A 20,630-nucleotide genomic window follows, 5' to 3' on the forward strand; every position below is an offset into this window, starting at 1 on the left:
GTTTTTGCTTTAAAACACATTGCGCCAACCAATGCTGAAGAAAATATGAAACGACAAATATTTCTTTCGCTAATCAATGATCGCGCTGGTTGGCGGCGTTGGATAGTGAGCATCGTGATGCTCACATTGTGTTGCTTTGCCTATGCTACACCGCCATTAGCGGGCACTGTTTTGCAGACAAGTGCTTTGGCAAATTATTATCCCTCTGACATAAATAGGGCGTTGCAAGCAGCAACATCCAACATCCTTGTGAGTACCGTTGCGAGTTTGGAGAGGTTCAATATCAGCCAAAATCAGCACGTTGTACGTGGACCCAATCTAACAAGTCAGTTGCCGCATTTGCTGGTCAATACGGGTAATGCTACGTCTACCTACGTATTTCATATTGGACCCACGACTGACACTTGTGTTCCAGATGTGACACTGTCTTCACTCAGCTTGTGGCTAGATCATAACAACAACGGCGTCGTTGAGCCCGGTGAAACAGAAATCAATCTTGGTCAATCACGTGCATTCCAGCTCGCACCGGGAGAGGGTGTTAATTTGATCGTGAAGAGCAAAACACCAGGGAACGTTATTCGAGGAAAAGCGTGCTATGCGTTAAACGTGACGGCAGAATCGAGCGGAGTGAGCGGCTCGGTGATGGATATTGTGGAATTAGGTAATAACGCTGCGATAACACTCAGCAATACCGTCGTCAAACAAGACCCCATTATTCTTCCAGGCATTAGCACGATGAGCTATCGTGTCCTTGCTTCTAATATCGGCATCGAGTCTGCGACCGGTATCATCTACACACCTAATAGCAGCCCTTTGCTCGTTGATGGTATGCCTAGTTCCTTGATCTTACTACGGGAAGTGGTACCAGCTGGAATGCAGTACGTGCTGGGAAGTTTAAGTGCCTCACATGCCAATACTATTCGCTTATTCCGCTTACCAGGTGATCCACCGATGAGCTATCGCACTGCTGGTGACGATGCAAGCGCCATTGAAGTCGCAGTCGGCTTTCCCACGATGCCAACCAACAGTGATTTGGCGATGACATTTGATATGAAGGTACTGAGCAATACCACAGGATCTGTATTGAGCATGGCTGTTGTTGATTATTATGACGGACAACAAAATCAAGAGCAAAGTTCCAATATTATCTCTTCGATTGTGAATAACGAGAAGATTGGTGCCGCGCTTGCCGCAAGCCCTACGGTTGCTTCTTTAAACGCCCAAGGTCAGCTTGATGGCGGCGCACTTGTCGCATTGTCATTGCGTATTAAAAATTACGGTACGGCGCCTCTTTACAACGTGTCTGTGACGGATGTTCTAGAAGGCGGTAATACGCAATTGGGTAGTTTTAATCCTTCGCTCACGCTAACCGCGGGACAATACACCATTGTGCCAGGGAGTACGAGCATAACCCAGGTGATCGGTAGTTTGACGAAGGCGCAATTTTCAGCTGATTTTACGGGGCAGGCAGCGCATTCTTCGATGCTCTCGCCGGGTGCAGTGCTTGATGTGAATGGTGAATTCACACTCAATTTTTCAGTGCGATTTAATTCATCAGATCGTCCTGGGGTGGCAACTCTATATAACAATGCCTCTGTACAGGCTGCGGCAACGCCCGATGGCAATCAGGTAGTCGTTGATCAATCGACGAATGGACGTGATCCTGATCCATCAGGAGCAGGCGCGCCGGAGAAAAGCAACACACCTACACCGATTAGCACCTTGCTACCACAAATGAGCCTACAACAAACCGCTGACGAGCCGGTGTTAAGTGGTATGCCAGGGGTCTATAACATTACGTATCATCTTACTGTCACCAACACCGGATCGGTACCTATACCGTTTGTACACATCGCGGATAATCTCGATTGTGCATTTCAAATGGATGCGGAAAATGGACCAGTCACGTCTTGGCGTCTTGTTTCCGCACCAGTCGCTTCAAATGGCATTCTTATTCCATCATCGCAATTTACAGGTCATGCCACTTGTGACAGAGCTGGACAAAATAATAGTGATCCAGTTGCCAGTTTTCCTGCATCCTTGTCTTTGAATATCGTCGATGGTATGCAACCACTACTGCCTGGGAAATCCGAAAACATTAGCTTCACAGTTCAAATCGTATTGAAGCCGATTGAGGTCGGTATGACGATTTTGCTCAACAACAAAGCGTGGGCGGTAGGGTTGAGTAGCAATAATATGGCTCTCTCGCCTGCACTATTTGTTGTTGCTACCAGTGCGAATTCATCAACCAGTGTGATGGCTTCACAGGGGATCGTCTATGACTCGCAAACGTTTGAGCCAGTGACAAAGGCAATAGTGACGCTTCAGCGTCTTAGTTGCAACGACGGGCCCGCAAAGCCCATTGTCCCGTCAGATTTATTTGGAACAAACGGATTCATTTTTAATGCTGACGGCACAGTTTCAATGATGTCTGAGGATAATGGTGCGTACGCTTTTTTTCTGGTGACGCCAGATCTTTGTCAATACAAAATCTCTGTCACGCCACCGCCCAATTCGGGTCTCGTGTGGCCATCCTCCATTATTCCACCACAAAAGGGCGCAGACCAGCAGTGTGGCAGTATCTCTGGCGTAGCACCGAGTATCAGCGATCAACAGCCTACACCTTACTATTTACAATTCGTCGCTGGGGCCACTGCAAATGGCGTCCCCGCATGTCAAGTCACCAATAATAATTTGCCGCTTGATCCAGCCGCTTCACCTGGTTCGATGGTGCTCGTTAAGCAGGCGAGCAAAACAACCGCAGAATTAGGGGATGCGCTGGATTACACATTAACACTGACCAATACTGGTGGGAGCGATCTCAGTGGCATTCATCTCCATGATTTTTTACCCCCAGGATTTCGGTATCAGACTGGTTCGTCTCGCTTGAACGGCGTCAAGATGGCTGACCCTGATTCGGCCGATCACGTAAGTCTCATTTATTCACTGTCATCGGCGACGTTGGCACCCAACGCGCATCTCACATTGACATATCGCGTTCGCATTGGTGTGGGTGCAGTAAGGCAAGGTGATGCCATTAATCGTGCACAAGCGTTTGCGGTCAGTGGATCGACAGCACTGCAGTCAAACACGGCAAAATCAGTGGTGCATGTCACCGGCGGTGTGTTCTCCGATGATGCATTTATTTTCGGAAAAGTCATGCTTCGATGCGAACAGGAAGGCAAGGCATCGCAAGCGATAGGCGTTCCTGGCGTGCGACTCTTCATTGAGGATGGTACGGGCGCGGTGACAGACAGTGAGGGTAAATGGAGTATTTACGGTATTCGTGCCATCACACATGCGTTAAAAATTGATCGCACTACTTTGCCTCCAGAAGCCATCTTGGAAGTGAATGATCATCGCCAGTCCGGCGCTCCTGACAGTCGCTTCGTTGATGTCAAAAATGGTGAATTAGATCAGGCAAATTTTTACATCAGTAACTGTGATCATCAGAAAGTGATTGACGAAGTGAACCGTCGACGCGCCGCTTTTCAGGGAAAGAAAAATGATCTGCCGGTGCTGACAGCATTAGATTTGAAGGCGAACACACCGTCGACGAATAACAACGTCAATGCGGGTCCAGCTTCGGGTGCGAGTGGCGGAGATAGCGTCAATAATCTGAGCAAAGTCACGGGCACTGATGTGCCGCTCATCTCACTTCCCAAAGCGCTACATGCGACGTCGACTCCTTCTTCTTTGGCTGCAAGTGCTGGTAGCACGACACATGCAGCAATTCATGATGGGAAAGTTCTGCCCTCAAGCATACAGAGTGAAAAAATAAATACTGCAGACCATACACCCGATAGCGCTCTACGATCAAACTCGGTGGTGAAAGAGATGGAGGCGGCGTTATTGACCTCATCGAACGAGCTTGATTTCATGGATATCAAGGATGGCGATATTTTGCCCAGCGATCAATTGAATCTGCGGGTGAAAGGGATGCTCGGTTCCCATTTTCTTCTCCAAGTCAATGGCAAGGATATTGATGGGAGTCGTGTGGGTAAGCGTTCTTCAATTGAAGATAAACATATTTTAGGGTGGGAATATATTGGTATCAACCTCATTCCTGGACCGAATGAACTCGTTATTCAAGCGCTGGATAATTTTGGTAATCACCATGGCCAGAAAAAAATCACTGTCATCGTTCCGGGCAACATTGCACAAATCAAGGTACAGGTGTCTGGGACAGCACTAGCTGACGGTAAAACACCCGTGAAAGTGAAGGTTGAAATAGTCGATAAGCAAGGCATTGTCGTGGCTGCAAGGACACCTGTTACGCTAGAGACCGATCTTGGTCGGTGGGTTGGCGTAGATCAGAATTCGCAATTAGCAGGGATGCAGACAATGATCGACGGTGGCAAGGCGGAGTTCGAACTGATCCCGCCAGACCAGCCGGGTGAGGGGCGCATTGCTATCGTCAGTGGTGAATTATCGGAACATACGAGTATTGTATTTTTGCCTGACCTGCGACCGCTCACAGGCATTGGCATCATCGAGGGCATTGTTCATTTGCGCCATGGTGCCGTATTGGGTTTACCAAGGGCAGGGGATCAGTTTGAAGAAGAATTGTCCAATTTTTCAAGAGGAACAGACAAAAACGCCGCTGCGAGGGCGGCATTCTTTCTCAAAGGTACTATCAAAGGAGAATATTTGCTAACGGCATCCTACGACTCTGATAAACAGGCGCAGGCCACTTTATTTCGCGATATTCGGCCAGATCAATACTATCCAGTGTATGGAGATTCCTCCACCAAGGTTTTTGATGCCCAAAGTACAGGACGCCTCTATCTTCGTCTCGATAAAAATCGCTCTTACTTATTGTATGGAGACTTTACCGCATCAACGAGCACCGAAGTGCGGCAGTTGAGTCAGGTGAATCGTACATTGACGGGTATTCGGGATGAATACAGAGATGGCAATGTGCGGGTGAATAGCTACCTAGCACGTGACAATTCTACGCAAGTAATTTTAGAAATTCCAGCGAATGGAACCTCTGGCCCTTATTTATTGACTGCGCCCGGTGACCTCGTCATTAACAGTGAAATAGTCCAATTAATTGTCCGTGATAAGAACCAGTCAGAGATTGTTTTGTCGACGAAAGCAATGACACGGATTAATGATTATTCGATTGATAGCATCTCAAAATCGATTTTATTCACACGACCGATTGCAACACTCGATAGTGATCTCAATCCACAATCCATCCGTATTACGTACCAGGTCAGTAATGGAGGTCCCACATTTTGGGTCGGAGGGGTCGATGGACAAATGAAGTGGAATGACCGTCTGCAGCTTGGATTCATTGGCGCTTACGATGGTAATCCGGTGGATAGTCGACGAATGGAGGCGATTACTGTACTCAGTAAGATTGATGACTTTACGTCCGCTTCAGGAGAAATCGTACGAACGGATACCAGTGCGTTACAGACGGGGTATGCAGAGAGAGTTGAGGTGAATCATGAAAGTCCAACGCTGCAATACCTCGTCCAATGGAAACATACTGGTACGCATTTTGATAATCCAGGTGCGGCGATCGCTGCGGGACAAACCCTATTCAATGAACACAGCACATCTATCCTGAGCGAAACCACGCGGTTTAGAACAGAAATGATGTATGCCAAGACTGAACAGAATAACGCGGAGCAGCGCAGTGTGAGTGCGAGTATTCAGACAAAAGTGCTGACCGCATCGACGGTTGAAGTGGGATTACATGCTGGTCAAGAGGTGAATTCACCGAATGGAAACTTTGAATACGGTAGCGTCTCTTCAGGCGGGAGCATCGCAGGAGGTATTCCCGCTGCTAATAGTTTAGGGGTAGCAACTAATACAGATAGCTTTGTGAGTCTCCGAAGCCGCTTTACGACGGCGATGCCTGGCCTCTCGCAAAGTCAAGTGTATATCGAGGGCGAACAAGCGCTCAATGCGAAGGAGAAACATGTTGTCGCCTTTGGTGCTCAATATCAGCTCAATGATAAAACCCGCATTTATGGTCGCTATGAAATAATCGATTCTTTGTTTGGAACGAGTCAAATGACAGCAAGCACACCGCGTAACCTAGGGCTTGTTGGTATCGATAATGCGTATTCAGAAGCGACAAAAACGTATGATGAATTGCGACTGAATGATACGATCGATGGTCGATCTGCTGTGGCCGCGACGGGCATTCGCCATACCTTAAAGATCTCCGACGGTTGGAATGCGACAATCGGCGCAGAACATACAGACCAATTAGGGAATGCGACCGGTATACCGGGAGTGCGTTCGACGGCATTAACGGGTAATGTTGATTTTCTGGGAACGGGCGATTGGAAAGATCGTCTGCGTGGGAGTTTCACCTTGGAAGGTCGTGAAGGAGATGATGCCAGAACCGTACTCAATAAAGCGGCGGTCGCTTATAAAATAAACGACAAGTGGAGCCTACTGTCTCGCTTTTTGCTGAGTGATGCAATGAGTCCGACAGCCGGTAATTTATTGCAGATAAGGGAGCAAATTGGTTTTGCATATCGTCCCTTGAATAAGGAGACAAGCGAGAATGGTACTCTCGCTGATACATGGAATGTCTTAGGTCGATTGGAACATAATCGCTCTCGCAATTCAAATGGTGCACAGGCCGTTGATCCCGTTTCTGGGAATCTGACGGCACTACCAGAGGACACTGTCACTACTATTTTCTCACTGAACGCCCATGTTCAACCTGACGAAAAAACGGAAGTGATGTTGAGATTGGCCGCAAAACAAAGTGATTACATCGCTAGCGGTATCAATAGCAAATACACTGCGCAATTACTCCAAGGGCGCTACATCCACGATCTCTTCCGTCAATGGGATCTTGGCATTCAAGCTGCGTTGATGCGTGGTACTGGTGGTGTCATGCAGCGGAGTGCAGGGCTTGAATGCGGTTATCAAATCCTCGGCAATACCTGGCTGAGTGCTGGATATAACGTGCTTGGATTTAGAGATCCAGATCTTACCGCCAATAACTACACAGACAGAGGTTTCTATTTCCGTCTACGACTCAAATTTGATGAAAAGAGTATCGGACTCAGAGAGTGAACGCCGCGTCGAGATGGATGTTGGAGATGGAGAGCTTGCCTACTAGTCAGCGATTAATTGCTGTTTTAGTTTGGTCAATGTTAGTTCTAACAATTGATAATCTTCTTCTGTATAACTGGCAAATCGGCGATTTCCTGCTTCGACCACTTGTGGAAAAGCCTTTGTGAATTCTGCTTCACCTGATGCGGTGAGTTTTACAAATAACTGACGTCGGTCTTCGCCGCCACGCTCACGAATAATGAGTCCTTTTTGCTCCATGCGATCAAGTACACCCGTAAGCGTGCCCTTCGTGATCAGTGTTTTTTCACCCAGTTCCTTGCATGTCATGCCTGACGTGTTTCCGAGGGTCGCGATGATGTCAAACTGTGCAGGGGTATAACCGAGTTGACGAACAGTACGGTTGGATGCGGACTCGAATAATTGGACGCATTCACATAAGAGACGGATGCTGCGGAGGTGACGTTTACTCATACATTCATTGGTGGGTATCTGAAGCACAGGCGGTATGCTTCTTGATGATGGATTCCGTCCCGACAATGATCAACATTGATCAACATTGATCACCAGCAGGACGGAAGTTTTCTTCATAATCAGAGATGCTTATGAAGCAGGACCATAATTAGTCAGCGCGGACAGCTTCAACTTGGATCGCCAATTTTACTTCTGGTGCGAAGCGTGGTGTGCCATAGTTCAAACCAAAATCGGTACGTTTGAATTCAGCAGATGCGTCTGCACCGCATACTTCTTTTTTCCACATTGGATGTTGAATGCACTTGAATTTGTTGATTGTCAGTGTCAATGGCTTTGTGACGCCCAACAGAGTGAATTCGCCTTCAACAGCGACTGGTGTGTCACCGTTAAATTTGATCGATGTGCCTTTGTATGTCGCAGTTGGGAATTTTTCTACGTTGAACATGTCAGCAGATTTTGCGTGGTCGTTCATTTTTGAATAACCAAAATCGATCGATGCTGTATCGATGGTGATATTGACTGTACCTGTTTTTGCAACGCGATCGAGAGTGATGTTGCCGCTTGTTTTATCAAACTTACCGCGCCAAACGGACGTACCAAAATGGTCCGCTTCAAAACTTGGGTAAGTATGTGTTGGATCAATGGTGTAGTTATCTGCAAATGCTGGTGCTGCACTAACGACGAACGCTGCTGCGATAAGTGTTGCTAATTTCATAGATGCTCCTGAGTGAAAAATAACGGAATGTGGACGATGATCGTTAACATTCCAGAGTTAACATAAAAACCAAGCGGCGTTGTGTTCACCGCTTGTGTGATAGTTACTGCGTGGTGACTACATGAAACTTGATTGCGACTTCATCGGCGACCATCCCGGTGTCTTTCCATTCACCTTCGCCGATATTAAATGTCAGACGCTTGATTGGGAGGGTGCCATCGAATACCTGATTGGCGCCCTCTTGTTTGACCGTCATTGGGAAGCTCACATTGGCTGCTTTACCTTTGATCGTCAATGTACCCGTAACGACTAACTTACCTGCACCGTTCGCCTTCATACCAGTAGAGACAAACGTCGCTTTAGGAAATTGCGCTGCGTTAAACCATTCTTTTTTCAGCACTTCTTTGTTGTATTCAGCATCACCCAAATCAAAACTTGCGAGTTCGATTTCAACATTTGCTTTGGATGTTTCTGGGTTAGCGGCGTTGTAATCGATGTTGGCGGCAAATTTCTTAAACTTGGCGTCGACGGGCACATTCATTTGTTTAAAGGTGATAGCGACGTTGCTCTTTGCGTTATCCACACGCACCACTGCTGCTAAGGCTGGTACGGACATCGCCACAACGAGTGCCGATGCGATCAGGTGTTTGGGGTTCAATTGAAAAGTCATAGCATTCCTTGAAATTTATTTGTTGAGCGTCATCCGACGCAGTAAGCCATCTTTATCGATGAATTGATGCTTTAGTGCAGCCAGTACATGTAAAACCACGACCGCCAGAATCACATCAGTGAGTAATTCATGTAATTCTTTGAGCGAGCTTTTTAACGCAGGATCGGGAGCAATAAAGGTCGGCAATTGAACGAGCCCGAGGTAGACCACTGGATAGCCTGCAGCGGATGTATAAAAGTAGCCCGATAGCGGAACGGCAAACATCAGGACATATAACAGCACATGTACCGCGTCGGCGGCTTTAGCTTGCCACGCGCTCATGCCAGTTGGGTGCGCTGGTGCACGTGTGAAAAGGCGTGTCAACAAACGAATCGCGACCAATCCGAGCACGGTGACGCCGATCCATTTATGATAAGAATAATATTGCAACTTGGTAGGACTAATACGCATGTCCGTCATCACAGTACCGAGTGCAAAAGCCGACACGATCAGCAGGGCAATGACCCAATGCAAGATCACGATCGTTTTGGGATAGCGTTGATTCTCCGTCATGCAGAACTCCAGTTAAAAAGTAAATTAGTTCGTGTTAGAACTAATATAGCAAAAAAAGTTCAAGTCTGCTTGCGATGGCTATTTTTGGGGCTGGCGGTGGTCGGCACTGCATTGTTTCATTGCTAAAAAGAAAATACTTTTATTAAGTTTTGCTATTTTTGCGATGTTGCAGCGACCTTACCGCAACGTTGTTGACGCCACAGCACTGATTGGTTGTGTCATCACTATAGTGGTTAAAAAAATAAGCGCAATCAAAAAATGATGGCGCTTATCTTCACATTCACATGATGCGTAGAGGGTTTTCCTCTACGTGGTGATATTAAATTGCTTTTGCCAAGCGAGCGGCGATACCGATGTAGTTGGCTGGGGTCATTGCCAGCAAGACGTCTTTTGCTTCTTGTGGAATGGCCAGACCTTCGACAAACTCACGCAGCGCCTCTTTGGAAATACCTTTTCCGCGTGTCAATTCTTTTAATTGCTCGTACGGATTTTCGATGGCATAGCGACGCATAACGGTCTGCACTGGTTCTGCCAACACTTCCCATGTCGCATCCAGATCTGCCGCCAAACGCTCTGGATTGGTTTCCAGTTTGTTCAGTCCGCGCAGGCAGCTGTCGTAGGCCAGCAAGGTGTAGCCCAATGCAACGCCGATGTTACGCAAAACAGTCGAATCGGTCAGGTCACGCTGCCAACGAGAAACAGGCAATTTTTCAGACAGGTGGCGTAACAGCGAATTAGCGAGGCCCAGATTACCTTCTGAGTTTTCAAAGTCGATTGGATTGACTTTATGTGGCATGGTGGATGAGCCGATTTCGCCTGCTTTGGTTTTTTGCTTGAAGTAACCGACGGAGATATAACCCCAAATGTCGCGGTTCAGATCCAGCAAAATCGTGTTTGCACGGGCAAAGGCATCGAACATTTCTGCCATGTAATCGTGCGGTTCGATCTGAATCGTGTAGGGGTTGTAGACCAATCCCAGACGTTGTTCGATGACGTTTTTGGAGAAACTTTCCCAGTCAAAATGGGGGTACGCAGACAAATGCGCGTTGTAGTTACCGACGGCACCGTTCATTTTGCCTAAAATTTCAACTTGCTCAATGCGTTTGATCGCACGTTGCAGACGGGCGACAACGTTCGCCATCTCTTTGCCGAGGGTCGTTGGGCTAGCAGCTTGACCGTGGGTGCGGGATAACATTGGCACATCGGCGTTGGTGTGTGCTAACTCAGTCAAACGGGCGATGACTTTTTTCAGGGCTGGCACCATCACGCTGTCACGGGCTGTTTTCAACATCATGCCATGCGAGGTGTTGTTAATATCTTCAGAAGTACACGCAAAGTGAATGAACTCACTCGCTGCCACCAGTTCAGGCACATCTTTCACCTGTTCTTTGAGCCAGTATTCAACCGCTTTCACATCGTGGTTAGTGACTGCTTCGATATCTTTGATGCGCTGCGCATCGGCTTCCGAGAACTCTGCTGCTAATTTATCCAAGAGGGCATTCGCAGCCGGAGAAAATGGCTTGATTTCATCAAAGCCTGCTTGGGATAAAGCTTGCAACCACGAGATTTCAACCTTGACGCGGTGGTGCATGAAGCCAGCTTCGGATAAAGTCTGACGCAGGGCATCGACTTTGCCTGCGTAACGACCGTCAAGGGGGGAAAGGGCGGAAAGGGAGGATAAGGACATGATCGCTCGATGTGATGGAGTAAAAGAGAAAGGCTTGCGCAAAAAACAACACTTGCAGTGAATTTTACAAATTTTCCAAAGTTTTAAATTAAGCTCGGGAATGAACAGTTTTGTGTTCTTTGCTTTTTTTTGCGTTGAAACCTCGATTTTACCATTTGATGGTCGCCGAAAGCAGGGGCTGCTGGCGTGTTTGCGGAAAAAAATGGCACTCGCAAGTTGCGCTGTGGAGTCTCGGAGACAGTTTCTCCTCATCAAAATGCTATAATCAAACCCACATTATTCTTGTAAAAACTATGAAACTCATCGGCTCTACTACTAGTCCTTACGTCAGAAAAGTACGCATTGTCTTAGCGGAAAAGAAACTTGAGTACACGTTTTTGTTGGAGAATGTCTGGGCAAGCGATACGACAATTCAAGAGTCTAACCCACTTGGAAAAGTCCCTTGCTTGTTGATGGAAGACGGCGGTGCGATGTTTGATTCTCGTGTCATCGTAGAATATTTAGATACGTTGACCCCCGTCGGAAAATTGATTCCAGCATTAGGGCGTGAACGTGCTGAAGTGAAATGCTGGGAAGCCCTTGCTGACGGCGTCCTCGATGCGGCGATTCTTGTTCGCCTCGAAAAAACCTTGCGTCCTGCTGAGCAACAAAGCGACGAATGGATTGAACGGCAAATGGCGAAGGTACATGCAGGGCTGAAAGCGATGTCATCGGGACTTGGCGACACGCCATTTTGCTCTGGAAATCATATGACGCTCGCTGATATTAGCGTGGTCTGCGCGGTGGAATGGTTGAGTTTCCGTTTCCCTGAGATTGACTGGCGGTCTGAGTATCCTAATTTGGCAAAATTGGCCGACAAGTTAGCCGAGCGCCCCTCCTTTAAAGATACGATCCCAGCTTAAATCATCGCTATTATCCCTACTGACAGGTCGCCTAGTTTGCTCGGCGACCTGTTTTCATTTGCGCTGGTGAGTAATACATCGGATCAGAATAAGCCGAGGGTATAACGATGCTTTTTCTGTTGGCGACGCAGCTGATCATCAATCAAATTTGCCCATTGCTCGTGCAGTTGTTGGCAAGTCGCTAGGAGTACTGGCGTGAGGCCAGGGAGTTCGCTTAAGGCTTTCAAGTGACGTTCAATCACCGACGCGAGTTTTAAGCACGTTGTGCCACCTTCGGGCGACGCCGATCTCACACTGTAGTGGGACATCAAATGCAGGGCTGCGGATAAGAGTAATTCGGCTTGCACAGGTTTACTAGCGGGCGTTTTAGTGGTGAGACCTGTCAGATGTTGGGTGGGACGGTCAGTTGGAACATGGCGATATAAGATGTTTTGCACAATCATTCTCCCTAAGGTAGAGGGTGGTCTGGCTGACTGGCATGTGATTGCGTAGCTGGCTGACGGGGTTCAATTCAGGCGGTTAAGATGAGTTTGTTGAGTTGCGTCACGCGTAATCGATAAATTCTGCCTTCATGGTCAATCTCTAGCTCACGAAGGTTATGCATGAGCACTTTGCTCTTGAGTCGTAGCACGGGTCTTGCCGCGTCATTGCTGCGCACGGAGATCGGTGTGTTTGCCTTTGATGCCACTGGTTGTTGTTCATGGGTAGTCATAAGGATCTTTCGTCAATCAATGAGGTCGTTAAATTTAAATAAGAATCATTCTCATTTAATTATTGGCGAAAAAAAGGGAATATGCAAGCAATTTCGCTCGCCTTTGCATCGTTGATGTCAGTGGATTGTGACGGTCGAGGGTGACTGTCGATAGGACTACGTGGGAAAGCCACCGAGGCTCTCCCAAATTCAATTATGAGAAGTGAGCCATTGCTTCACCTAACCGAACACTGCCAGCAGGTTTCCAAGAGGGGTTAAATCGCATGTCTGCTTGCGGGAACAACAAGACCACCGTCGAGCCCAACATGAAACGGCCCATCTCTTCGCCTTGCTTGAGAGTGATGTTCTGGTCTTGATAATCCCAGGCGCATATTTTCCCAGGACGGGGTGGGTTAATGGTGCCATGCCAGACCGTTGCCATGCTCCCCACAATAGTCGCGCCAACTAACGTCAGTACGAAGCTCCCTGCGGCAGAGTCAAAAAAGCAAACGACACGTTCATTGCGGGCAAATAAATTCGGCACACCCCGGGCAGTTGTGGGATTGACCGAAAACAGATCGCCAGGAATATAAACCATGCGCGTCAACTTCCCATCGCAAGGCATGTGAATCCGGTGGTAATCACGCGGGCTCAAATAAATATTGGCGAAACTGCCATTAGCATAAGCCGCAGCCGCTTTTTCGTCGCCACCGATCAAGGTCGTGGCAGAAAACTGATGTCCTTTGGCTTGAAATATCTGTCCTTGAGAAATAGGTCCAAACTGGCTAATCGCTCCATCAACCGGACAAATCAAATCACTGTTGGCAAGCGGGCGCGCACCCGCTTTCAATGGGCGTGTAAAAAATTCATTAAAGGTCGCGTAGCTACTGATATCCGGATTAACGGCTTCACTCATATTGACCTGGTATTTATTCACAAACCATCGAATAAAACTGGTGGTGAGGCTACCCCATTGAGCATTTGCTGCTTTACCTGCCAGACTAGTCAGTGCCTGCTTTGGTAAGAGATATTGAGTAAGGACGGCAAGTCGATCTGACACAGTAGGTAACCTTAGAATTGAAGTGGTAGGGAATTATAACGTTGTGCAAAGATAAATCGCATTTTTCCTGCATTGCGCCGCAAAAAAAGGGTCTTTTTTGGGGCAGGGCTCAGAAGGAACAACCGCGATCGAAAAGAGGGCATGACATATGCCTTGAACAAAATTGCGGTATACTTGCGATGATAGTTAAAATTAATTGAGTTGATAAAATTAATTAGTTTTTCATAATTGCGAAAACGCACTATCATGGTGTCTTCATCACGTAGCACACCGCGTCAACAAGTATGTACTTACCACGTGTCAGCATCGGTAGCGAAGCACGTTAAATACGTTTCAACCATAAAGGAAATTACCATGTCATTGATTAACACAATCGTAAAACCATTCAAAGCAACTGCTTACCACAATGGTAAATTTGTACCAGTAACGAATGAAGATCTGAACGGCAAATGGTCTGTTTTCGTATTCTACCCAGCAGACTTCACATTCGTTTGCCCAACAGAATTAGGTGATCTGGCTGATCACTACGCAGAATTCCAAAAACTGGGCGTAGAGATCTACAGTGTTTCTACTGACACGCATTTCACACACAAAGCATGGCACGATACATCCGACACGATCGGCAAAATCGCTTACCCAATGATCGCTGATCCAACATTGGCAATCTCCCGCAATTTTGAAGTGCTGATCGAAGAAGAAGGTCTGGCACTGCGCGGTACATTCGTTGTGAATCCAGCGGGCGAGATCAAAGTCATGGAAGTGCATGACAACGGTATCGGTCGTGATGCAAAAGAATTGCTGCGTAAAGTACAAGCTGCACAGTACGTTGCAAGCCACCCAGGTGAAGTTTGCCCAGCAAAATGGACACCAGGCGCAGAAACATTGACACCGTCTTTGGATCTGGTTGGCAAGATCTAAGTCTGTGAATTGATTCTGACGACACCACAGTAGGTGACGTCAAGATACGCCATACCCTGATGATCATGTCAGGGTATGGACTGATACAAAATTGCCCCAGTTGTCCTCATCCAATCAACGATGAGCACAAAGTACGCAATCTCAAACGCCGTCGGGACCATTTTGCATCCGTCCTACAACACCCAGTGAACGAATAGGAAAGAATTGCCATGTTAGATACAACACTCAAAGCCCAGCTCAAAGCCTACCTCGAACGATTAACCCGTCCGATTCAATTAGTTGCTTCGCTCGACGACAGCGACAAAGCAAAAGAAATGCAAACCCTGCTCAATGAAATCGTTGAGTTATCGGACAAAATTTCTTTGAGCGACAATAACGATCCAGCGATCCGCAAGCCATCATTTGCGATCACCTCGCCAGGTCACGATATCTCGATTCGCTTCGCAGGTATTCCGATGGGGCATGAGTTCACCTCCTTGGTGCTGGCGCTGTTACAAGCAGGTGGACATCCTCCCAAAGTCGATGCAGATGTGATCCAGCAGATCAAGAATCTGGACGGGGATTTCCACTTTGAGACCTATATTTCTCTGAGCTGCCAGAACTGCCCAGAGGTGGTGCAATCATTGAACCTGATGGCTGTGCTCAATCCGCGCATCCAATCAGTGACGATCGATGGTGCCTTGTTCCAAGCCGAAGTTGAACAACGTCAGATCATGGCGGTACCAACCATTTACCTCAATGGTCAAGTGTTTGGTCAGGGACGTATGTCTGTCGAAGAAATTTTGGCGAAGCTTGATACGGGTTCCGTTCAGCGCGCTGCCGAGAAGCTCGATGCCAAAGCACCGTACGATGTATTGATCGTTGGCGGTGGCCCTGCTGGTGCGGCAGCTGCGATTTACGCTGCACGCAAAGGCATTCGCACCGGTATCGTTGCCGAGCGTTTTGGTGGTCAAGTGCTTGATACGATGTCGATTGAAAACTTTGTGTCCGTCACCGAAACGGAAGGGCCGAAATTTGCCGTGGCGTTAGAGCAGCATGTCAAAGCGTATGACGTCGATATCACTAACCTGCAACGTGCTGAAAAACTCACACAAAAAGACGGCATGACCGAAATCGCCTTGGCAAGTGGAGCGACCTTAAAAGCAAAAGCGGTCATTCTGGCGACGGGTGCACGCTGGCGCGAAGTGAACGTCCCTGGCGAGAAAGAATACCGTAACCACGGTGTTGCCTATTGCCCGCACTGTGATGGTCCGCTGTTTAAAGGCAAGCGCGTTGCGGTGATTGGCGGCGGAAACTCCGGCGTTGAAGCAGCAATTGATTTGGCAGGGATCGTTGGTCACGTGACATTGATTGAATTTGCCGCTGAATTGCGCGCTGATGCCGTGTTACAGAAGAAACTGCATAGTTTGCCAAACGTCACCGTCATCACTCAAGCGCAAACGACAGAGATTCATGGCGATGGCAAAAAGGTCAACGGCATTAGCTACAAAGACCGCACGAATGAAGAAGTAAAACACATTGAGTTGGAAGGCGTGTTTGTTCAGATCGGTTTGGTACCGAACACAGAATGGCTCAAAGGTACATTGGAGTTGTCACGCCACGGCGAGATCATTGTTGATCCACGCGGTCAGACATCCTTGCCAGGCGTATTTGCAGCCGGCGACGTGACGACCGTTCCATACAAACAGATCGTGATCGCGGTGGGTGAAGGTGCAAAAGCAGCGTTAGGTGCATTCGATCATTTGATTCGCAGCTAAAAACAACCGTCGAAGTACTCCTCAGGTGCTTCTGAATCAAAACCTCGTCGCTGGATGGACGAGGTTTTTTTTATGACTACATTTTGCTTCAAAGAAAAATATGGTCATAGTTGCAATTGAATTGTTATAATTAAAGCTAAATTTAATTGCAACATTAAGACAATGACTCTGCTACCACGATGGCTGCATGACTGGTTGGGATTACAGTACGCCGAGAAACGCCTTCCCTTTTCTATTGCCCTGCCGCTGGTCAAGTCAGCAACGGCACCTGTGCTCAGTACCTTATATCAACGCCAGAAGCACAGAGAGACGCAAGAGCACGATGAGCAGTTTCTGGTCTTGTTACTCAAGAATGTGAGACAACTGAACCGGTATAAGGCCAGCATGTCGAGGCGATTAGACTACAACCATCGACTGACTGCCTTGTTTTATCCATTGGCAGTTGTGTTGGTTGGTCAGTTCTCAAAAAATGGTGGCGTGCCGGACAGTCAGCGAAGAGCAGAAGTACTCGATTGCATGATTGCGATTTGTGGTGAGTTAGTGAATTCGTATGGGCTCGTTATCCAGCATTACCAGCAAAGCTCTCCTTTCCGCTATGCCAGATCGCTAAAAAAAATTGATCTGGCGACCTTCCGTTTGCTGGAATTACTGAAATTCAAGCAAACAATGAAAGCACTACGCTATCAGGCGCTATCAGCGCGATCATGGGGGATGGCAAATTCCGTGGTGCATATTCTGGCAGCGAATCAACGTTTAACTGTTCTGCAAAAGACACTGGATCAGCAATACCGTCGAGATCAACCCTTGGCGTTAGGAAGAGCCGTCGATGTCTATCTTGCTTTACAGATGGTCGAGCGGATGCAACTCAGTTATTGGCCTGTTCAATGGCAGACATGGCTCATCCGTTCGATTGGGTGTGGTGATTTGAAAATCAATCTCTGCCAGGATGGGAGCAACGTTAAGTCGACACAAACGTCTTTGGTCTACTACGCCGATACAGAGCCAACCCGTTTTACTGCCATTCAATCACATGACCAACGATCACCCCTTGTCATTGAGTGGGATGCATTACAACAGGTCATGACCGCTGATCTAGCCCAGGTCATTCGTTCGCGGCAGAGTGGCGGTAGTGTGTCGTTGTCGAAACATCTGAGCCTGTTCGGCCCTGACGAACAGTTAGCCATTGCACAGTTGCAGTACCAATGTTTTCGTCGCTACCCCTCTCGCAATACCTATCCGAGTGATCAGAAAAAAGAGATCCCGGATTTACGGATTTTTATTGGATTTAACGAAATACTGGCGCTGTTGCGTCACGTCGAATCTGGCGGGGGATGGAAGGGCGTTGGGCGTCGCATGTCGGACTTATTAGCGCGTCATTCGGCGGTATTTTCTGATGATGCCGTTGGCACTGTCGAAAGTGCATGGTTTTTACAGCATCAGGATGACAACATGATTTGTTTGTCGACCTTGGAAAGTCGCCATACTTCTCACATGAACATTGGTGATTTGGCAGCGTACATGCTGGAACAACGCGATTGGCATCAACCGCGGTTGGGTATTATTCAGCGCATTGTCCGACCACAGGCCGGGCAAGTGAATGTCGAAATACAATTCATGAGTGAACACGCAGAGTCAGTTCTGATCGACATGACAGAAGCGTCGTTAGTGAATCAGCCCAATGACAAACACGTTGGTGCGGAAGAACCCATCAGAGCGATCAAAGGAATGCGTGACGGTGTGTTACAGCTCATCTTGCCACGCGGAGTTCACTTACCTGACCAGCAGAAGTTAGTGTTGCACTCGAAGAAGGGACAGCAACGTGTGCAGCGAGGTCATGTGATTAGTGCCAGCAAAGCTTGTACCGTTTTTGCACTTCGGGCAGGCAACGATGCCAGTAATGGAAAGCAGGGAGAAACGGCTCCGGTACGCATGAGTGACGTCATCGACCAATAGCGCGTTGATCAAGCCGCAAACTGGTGTACGACAGCCAGAACGCGGTTACTCTTGACGATGAATACGTGTTAGGCAGGTCTTTCTACGTCGACTAATTTTCGCTCAGCCTGCGATGCTTTATTCGTCGTATGTGCTGGATCCTGATACAGCCAATGCATCACAAATTTAGTCAATTCTGACGCCGCATGAACGGGCGCTTCAGCCTGATGGGCGACAGCACTACACAGTGCTTCGATCAGACACAACGCGGCGCCTTCGGAATTGGGAGAAAACTGGCGTCTTGTCTGCGCATAGAGTGTCACGTTAGCCAGCGCTGCTAATGGCGAACTTGGCGCATCTGTCAGTGCCAGAATAGGGACATTTTTTTCTTTGATCTGGCGCATGATCGTCACGACATCCTCCGCATAGCGAGGAAACGAGATTCCGATCACTAAATCACGTGGCGTAAATTTAAACAACTGCCGAGCGACCGTTGACGGGCCGCCAGAACCAATTGTCGATTGCACCGTGCTACAAAACGGATCCAAATTATGTGCCATCAACCCAGCCAAGAATGCACTCGCACCATAGCCAACGATATAAATCCGCTCGGCATTTAAAATCATTTTGACGGCTTGATTGCACGATTCGATATCGAGACCACGACGTGTTGCTTCGAGATTCGATAAATCTTCGGTCAGTGATCCAGCAATAATTTCAGTACTCGTCGCAGGTCGACTGACTTCGCTCCGCAGATTATCAATCGGTGCCAACATGGCCTCAAAACCTGTCACTAACTCTGCCCTGAACTGAGGATAACCCTCAAACCCCAATGCCCGAGCAAATCGGTTAGCTGTTGCAACCGAGATACCGACGGCGTTTGCAAGCTCGTCGATCGACATCGTTGCCGACCTGAACACGTTCGATAACACATAGTCGGCTGCTTTTTTGTGTGCTTTCGACAAATTCATGTACACCTTGCCAATGCGAACATTGACCGTACCACCGAGAGTTTGCGTATCAGGACGATTCATAATAGGTGAACGTTTTCAGGAAAAAGATATGTAAATATAGTTTCACAGATTTTGATTGTAAAGTAATGAAACGTATCAGTGAAAACTAATTTAATGTTTATGGATAGATGGATAGTCGCATTACCTGCACAGAATATTCATCCGAAAATTGGATTTAAGATAAATTATATTTTTCCAAGCCTGTTATATCGCTTCTAACAATCGTATTGATCGGTATCGAACCTTACTACAGTCTGCACGATGATGGCGCAGATGGCGGGCGTAAATTGAGGTAAATGTTTTCAATTTTTTTGAAAACGAGGTTCAGGGCGGGGGGCGTAATTTGCTTTGAGGGGAAGCGGGATGCCACCTTTTAAGCAGTAAGTCCTCTGCCGCGTAGACCCCACACTCCGTCGCTCCCGCGAAGGCGGGAGCCCAGTGGCGCGGCAGCGCCTTTCAAGCTGTGAGTTAGTTGAAAAGGCAAGAAAGCGCTGACGCGCACTGGATCCTCCGCCTGCGCGGAGGATGACGGAGAGTGATGGGCGACGACGGGGTAAGGGAGGATGACGGAGAGAGTGAGGGGCGACGAAGGGGTTAGGGAGGATGACGAGAATAAGGGCAGGTAACGGAAATAGTAGCGAACGACGGAAATAACAAACCCCGACAAATCAACGTGCGCCCCCCACACACCGTCGCTCCCGCGAACGCGGGAGTCCAGTGGCGCGGTAGCGCCTTTCAAGATGTGAGTTAGTTAAAAAGGCAAGAAAGCGCTAGCGCGCACTGGATCCTCCGCCTGCGCGGAGGATGACGGAGAGTGAGGGGCGACGAAGGGGATAAGGGACGATGACAGAGCGTTAGGAAGGACGACGGGGCGTTGGCGAGGATGCCGTTGGGTTAGGGAGGATGACGAGAATAAGGGCAGGTAACGGAAATAGTAGCGAACGACGGAAATAACAAACCCCGACAAACCAACGCGCAGACCCCTTACACCGTCGCTCCCGCGAACGCGGGAGTCCAGTGGCGCGGCAGCGCCTTTCAAGCTGCGAGTTAGTTGAAAATGCAAGAAAGCGCTGACGCGCACTGGATCCTCCGCCTGCGCGGAGGATGACGGAGAGTCGGAGCCGACGAAGGGAATAAGGGAGGATGACGGAGAGTGAGGGGCGACGACGGGAATAAGGGAGGATGACGGAGAGTCGGGGGTGACGAAGG

At 48.2% G+C, this 20,630-nt stretch carries 16 protein-coding genes; 5 read left to right on the forward strand and 11 right to left on the reverse strand.

Translation table 11 applies throughout. The features are described from left to right. Positions 1-45 precede the first annotated feature (45 nt). A complete protein-coding gene (locus tag ACO0K2_RS15005) occupies positions 46-7,053 on the forward strand; it encodes a hypothetical protein (protein WP_423020230.1) in 7,008 nt (2,335 codons plus the stop codon). Positions 7,054-7,095: 42 nt separating this feature from the next. On the opposite strand, the gene ACO0K2_RS15010 is transcribed toward ACO0K2_RS15005, so the two are convergent. From ACO0K2_RS15010 to purB, 5 genes are all read right to left on the reverse strand, one after another. Then, positions 7,096-7,524, reverse strand: coding sequence for a MarR family winged helix-turn-helix transcriptional regulator (locus ACO0K2_RS15010; protein WP_423020232.1), 429 nt, complete (start codon positions 7,522-7,524; stop codon positions 7,096-7,098). A gap of 148 nt (positions 7,525-7,672) precedes the next feature. Continuing rightward, positions 7,673-8,239 carry a YceI family protein gene (locus ACO0K2_RS15015; RefSeq protein ID WP_423020234.1) on the reverse strand — a complete coding sequence of 189 codons (567 nt, stop codon included), beginning with the start codon at positions 8,237-8,239 and terminating at the stop codon, positions 7,673-7,675. A 103-nt stretch (positions 8,240-8,342) separates the two neighbouring features. After that, entirely contained in the window at positions 8,343-8,855 is a 513-nt protein-coding gene (locus ACO0K2_RS15020) for a YceI family protein (protein WP_423020495.1), read from the reverse strand. Positions 8,856-8,924: 69 nt separating this feature from the next. Then, complete coding sequence (locus tag ACO0K2_RS15025) at positions 8,925-9,461, reverse strand: cytochrome b (protein WP_423020236.1); 537 nt, start codon at positions 9,459-9,461, stop codon at positions 8,925-8,927. A 319-nt stretch (positions 9,462-9,780) separates the two neighbouring features. Next, entirely contained in the window at positions 9,781-11,148 is a 1,368-nt protein-coding gene (purB, locus tag ACO0K2_RS15030; protein WP_423020238.1) for an adenylosuccinate lyase, read from the reverse strand. 293 nt (positions 11,149-11,441) lie between these two features. On the opposite strand from purB, the gene ACO0K2_RS15035 reads away from it, so the two are divergent. Then, positions 11,442-12,050 (forward strand): glutathione S-transferase C-terminal domain-containing protein, encoded by a 609-nt coding sequence (locus ACO0K2_RS15035; protein ID WP_423020240.1) that lies wholly within the window; start codon positions 11,442-11,444, stop codon positions 12,048-12,050. A gap of 83 nt (positions 12,051-12,133) precedes the next feature. Here the strand turns inward: ACO0K2_RS15035 and ACO0K2_RS15040 are convergent, their stop codons facing one another. From ACO0K2_RS15040 to asd, 3 genes are all read right to left on the reverse strand, one after another. Further along, positions 12,134-12,487, reverse strand: a complete 354-nt coding sequence (locus ACO0K2_RS15040; protein WP_423020242.1) for a hypothetical protein — start codon at positions 12,485-12,487, stop codon at positions 12,134-12,136. Positions 12,488-12,561: 74 nt separating this feature from the next. Beyond that, positions 12,562-12,762, reverse strand: a complete 201-nt coding sequence (hemP, locus tag ACO0K2_RS15045; RefSeq protein WP_423020244.1) for a hemin uptake protein HemP — start codon at positions 12,760-12,762, stop codon at positions 12,562-12,564. 193 nt (positions 12,763-12,955) lie between these two features. Beyond that, complete coding sequence (asd, locus tag ACO0K2_RS15050; protein WP_423020246.1) at positions 12,956-13,801, reverse strand: archaetidylserine decarboxylase; 846 nt, start codon at positions 13,799-13,801, stop codon at positions 12,956-12,958. Positions 13,802-14,155: 354 nt separating this feature from the next. Between asd and ahpC the strand changes: the two genes are divergently transcribed. From ahpC to ACO0K2_RS15065, 3 genes are all read left to right on the forward strand, one after another. Beyond that, complete coding sequence (gene ahpC / locus ACO0K2_RS15055; RefSeq protein ID WP_423020248.1) at positions 14,156-14,719, forward strand: alkyl hydroperoxide reductase subunit C; 564 nt, start codon at positions 14,156-14,158, stop codon at positions 14,717-14,719. A 209-nt stretch (positions 14,720-14,928) separates the two neighbouring features. Then, positions 14,929-16,476: an alkyl hydroperoxide reductase subunit F gene (gene ahpF, locus ACO0K2_RS15060; protein ID WP_423020250.1), complete on the forward strand. Its 1,548-nt coding sequence runs from the start codon at positions 14,929-14,931 to the stop codon at positions 16,474-16,476. A 162-nt stretch (positions 16,477-16,638) separates the two neighbouring features. Then, positions 16,639-18,429: a hypothetical protein gene (locus tag ACO0K2_RS15065; protein ID WP_423020252.1), complete on the forward strand. Its 1,791-nt coding sequence runs from the start codon at positions 16,639-16,641 to the stop codon at positions 18,427-18,429. A gap of 68 nt (positions 18,430-18,497) precedes the next feature. Here the strand turns inward: ACO0K2_RS15065 and ACO0K2_RS15070 are convergent, their stop codons facing one another. From ACO0K2_RS15070 to ACO0K2_RS15080, 3 genes are all read right to left on the reverse strand, one after another. Next, positions 18,498-19,442, reverse strand: coding sequence for a MurR/RpiR family transcriptional regulator (locus ACO0K2_RS15070; RefSeq protein WP_423020254.1), 945 nt, complete (start codon positions 19,440-19,442; stop codon positions 18,498-18,500). 352 nt (positions 19,443-19,794) lie between these two features. Next, entirely contained in the window at positions 19,795-20,160 is a 366-nt protein-coding gene (locus tag ACO0K2_RS15075; RefSeq protein WP_423020256.1) for a hypothetical protein, read from the reverse strand. Positions 20,161-20,172: 12 nt separating this feature from the next. Further along, entirely contained in the window at positions 20,173-20,502 is a 330-nt protein-coding gene (locus ACO0K2_RS15080) for a hypothetical protein (protein ID WP_423020258.1), read from the reverse strand. Positions 20,503-20,630: the final 128 nt, after the last annotated feature.

Source organism: Undibacterium sp. MH2W (assembly GCF_049340215.1).
In the GTDB taxonomy this organism is placed as follows: domain Bacteria; phylum Pseudomonadota; class Gammaproteobacteria; order Burkholderiales; family Burkholderiaceae_D; genus Undibacterium.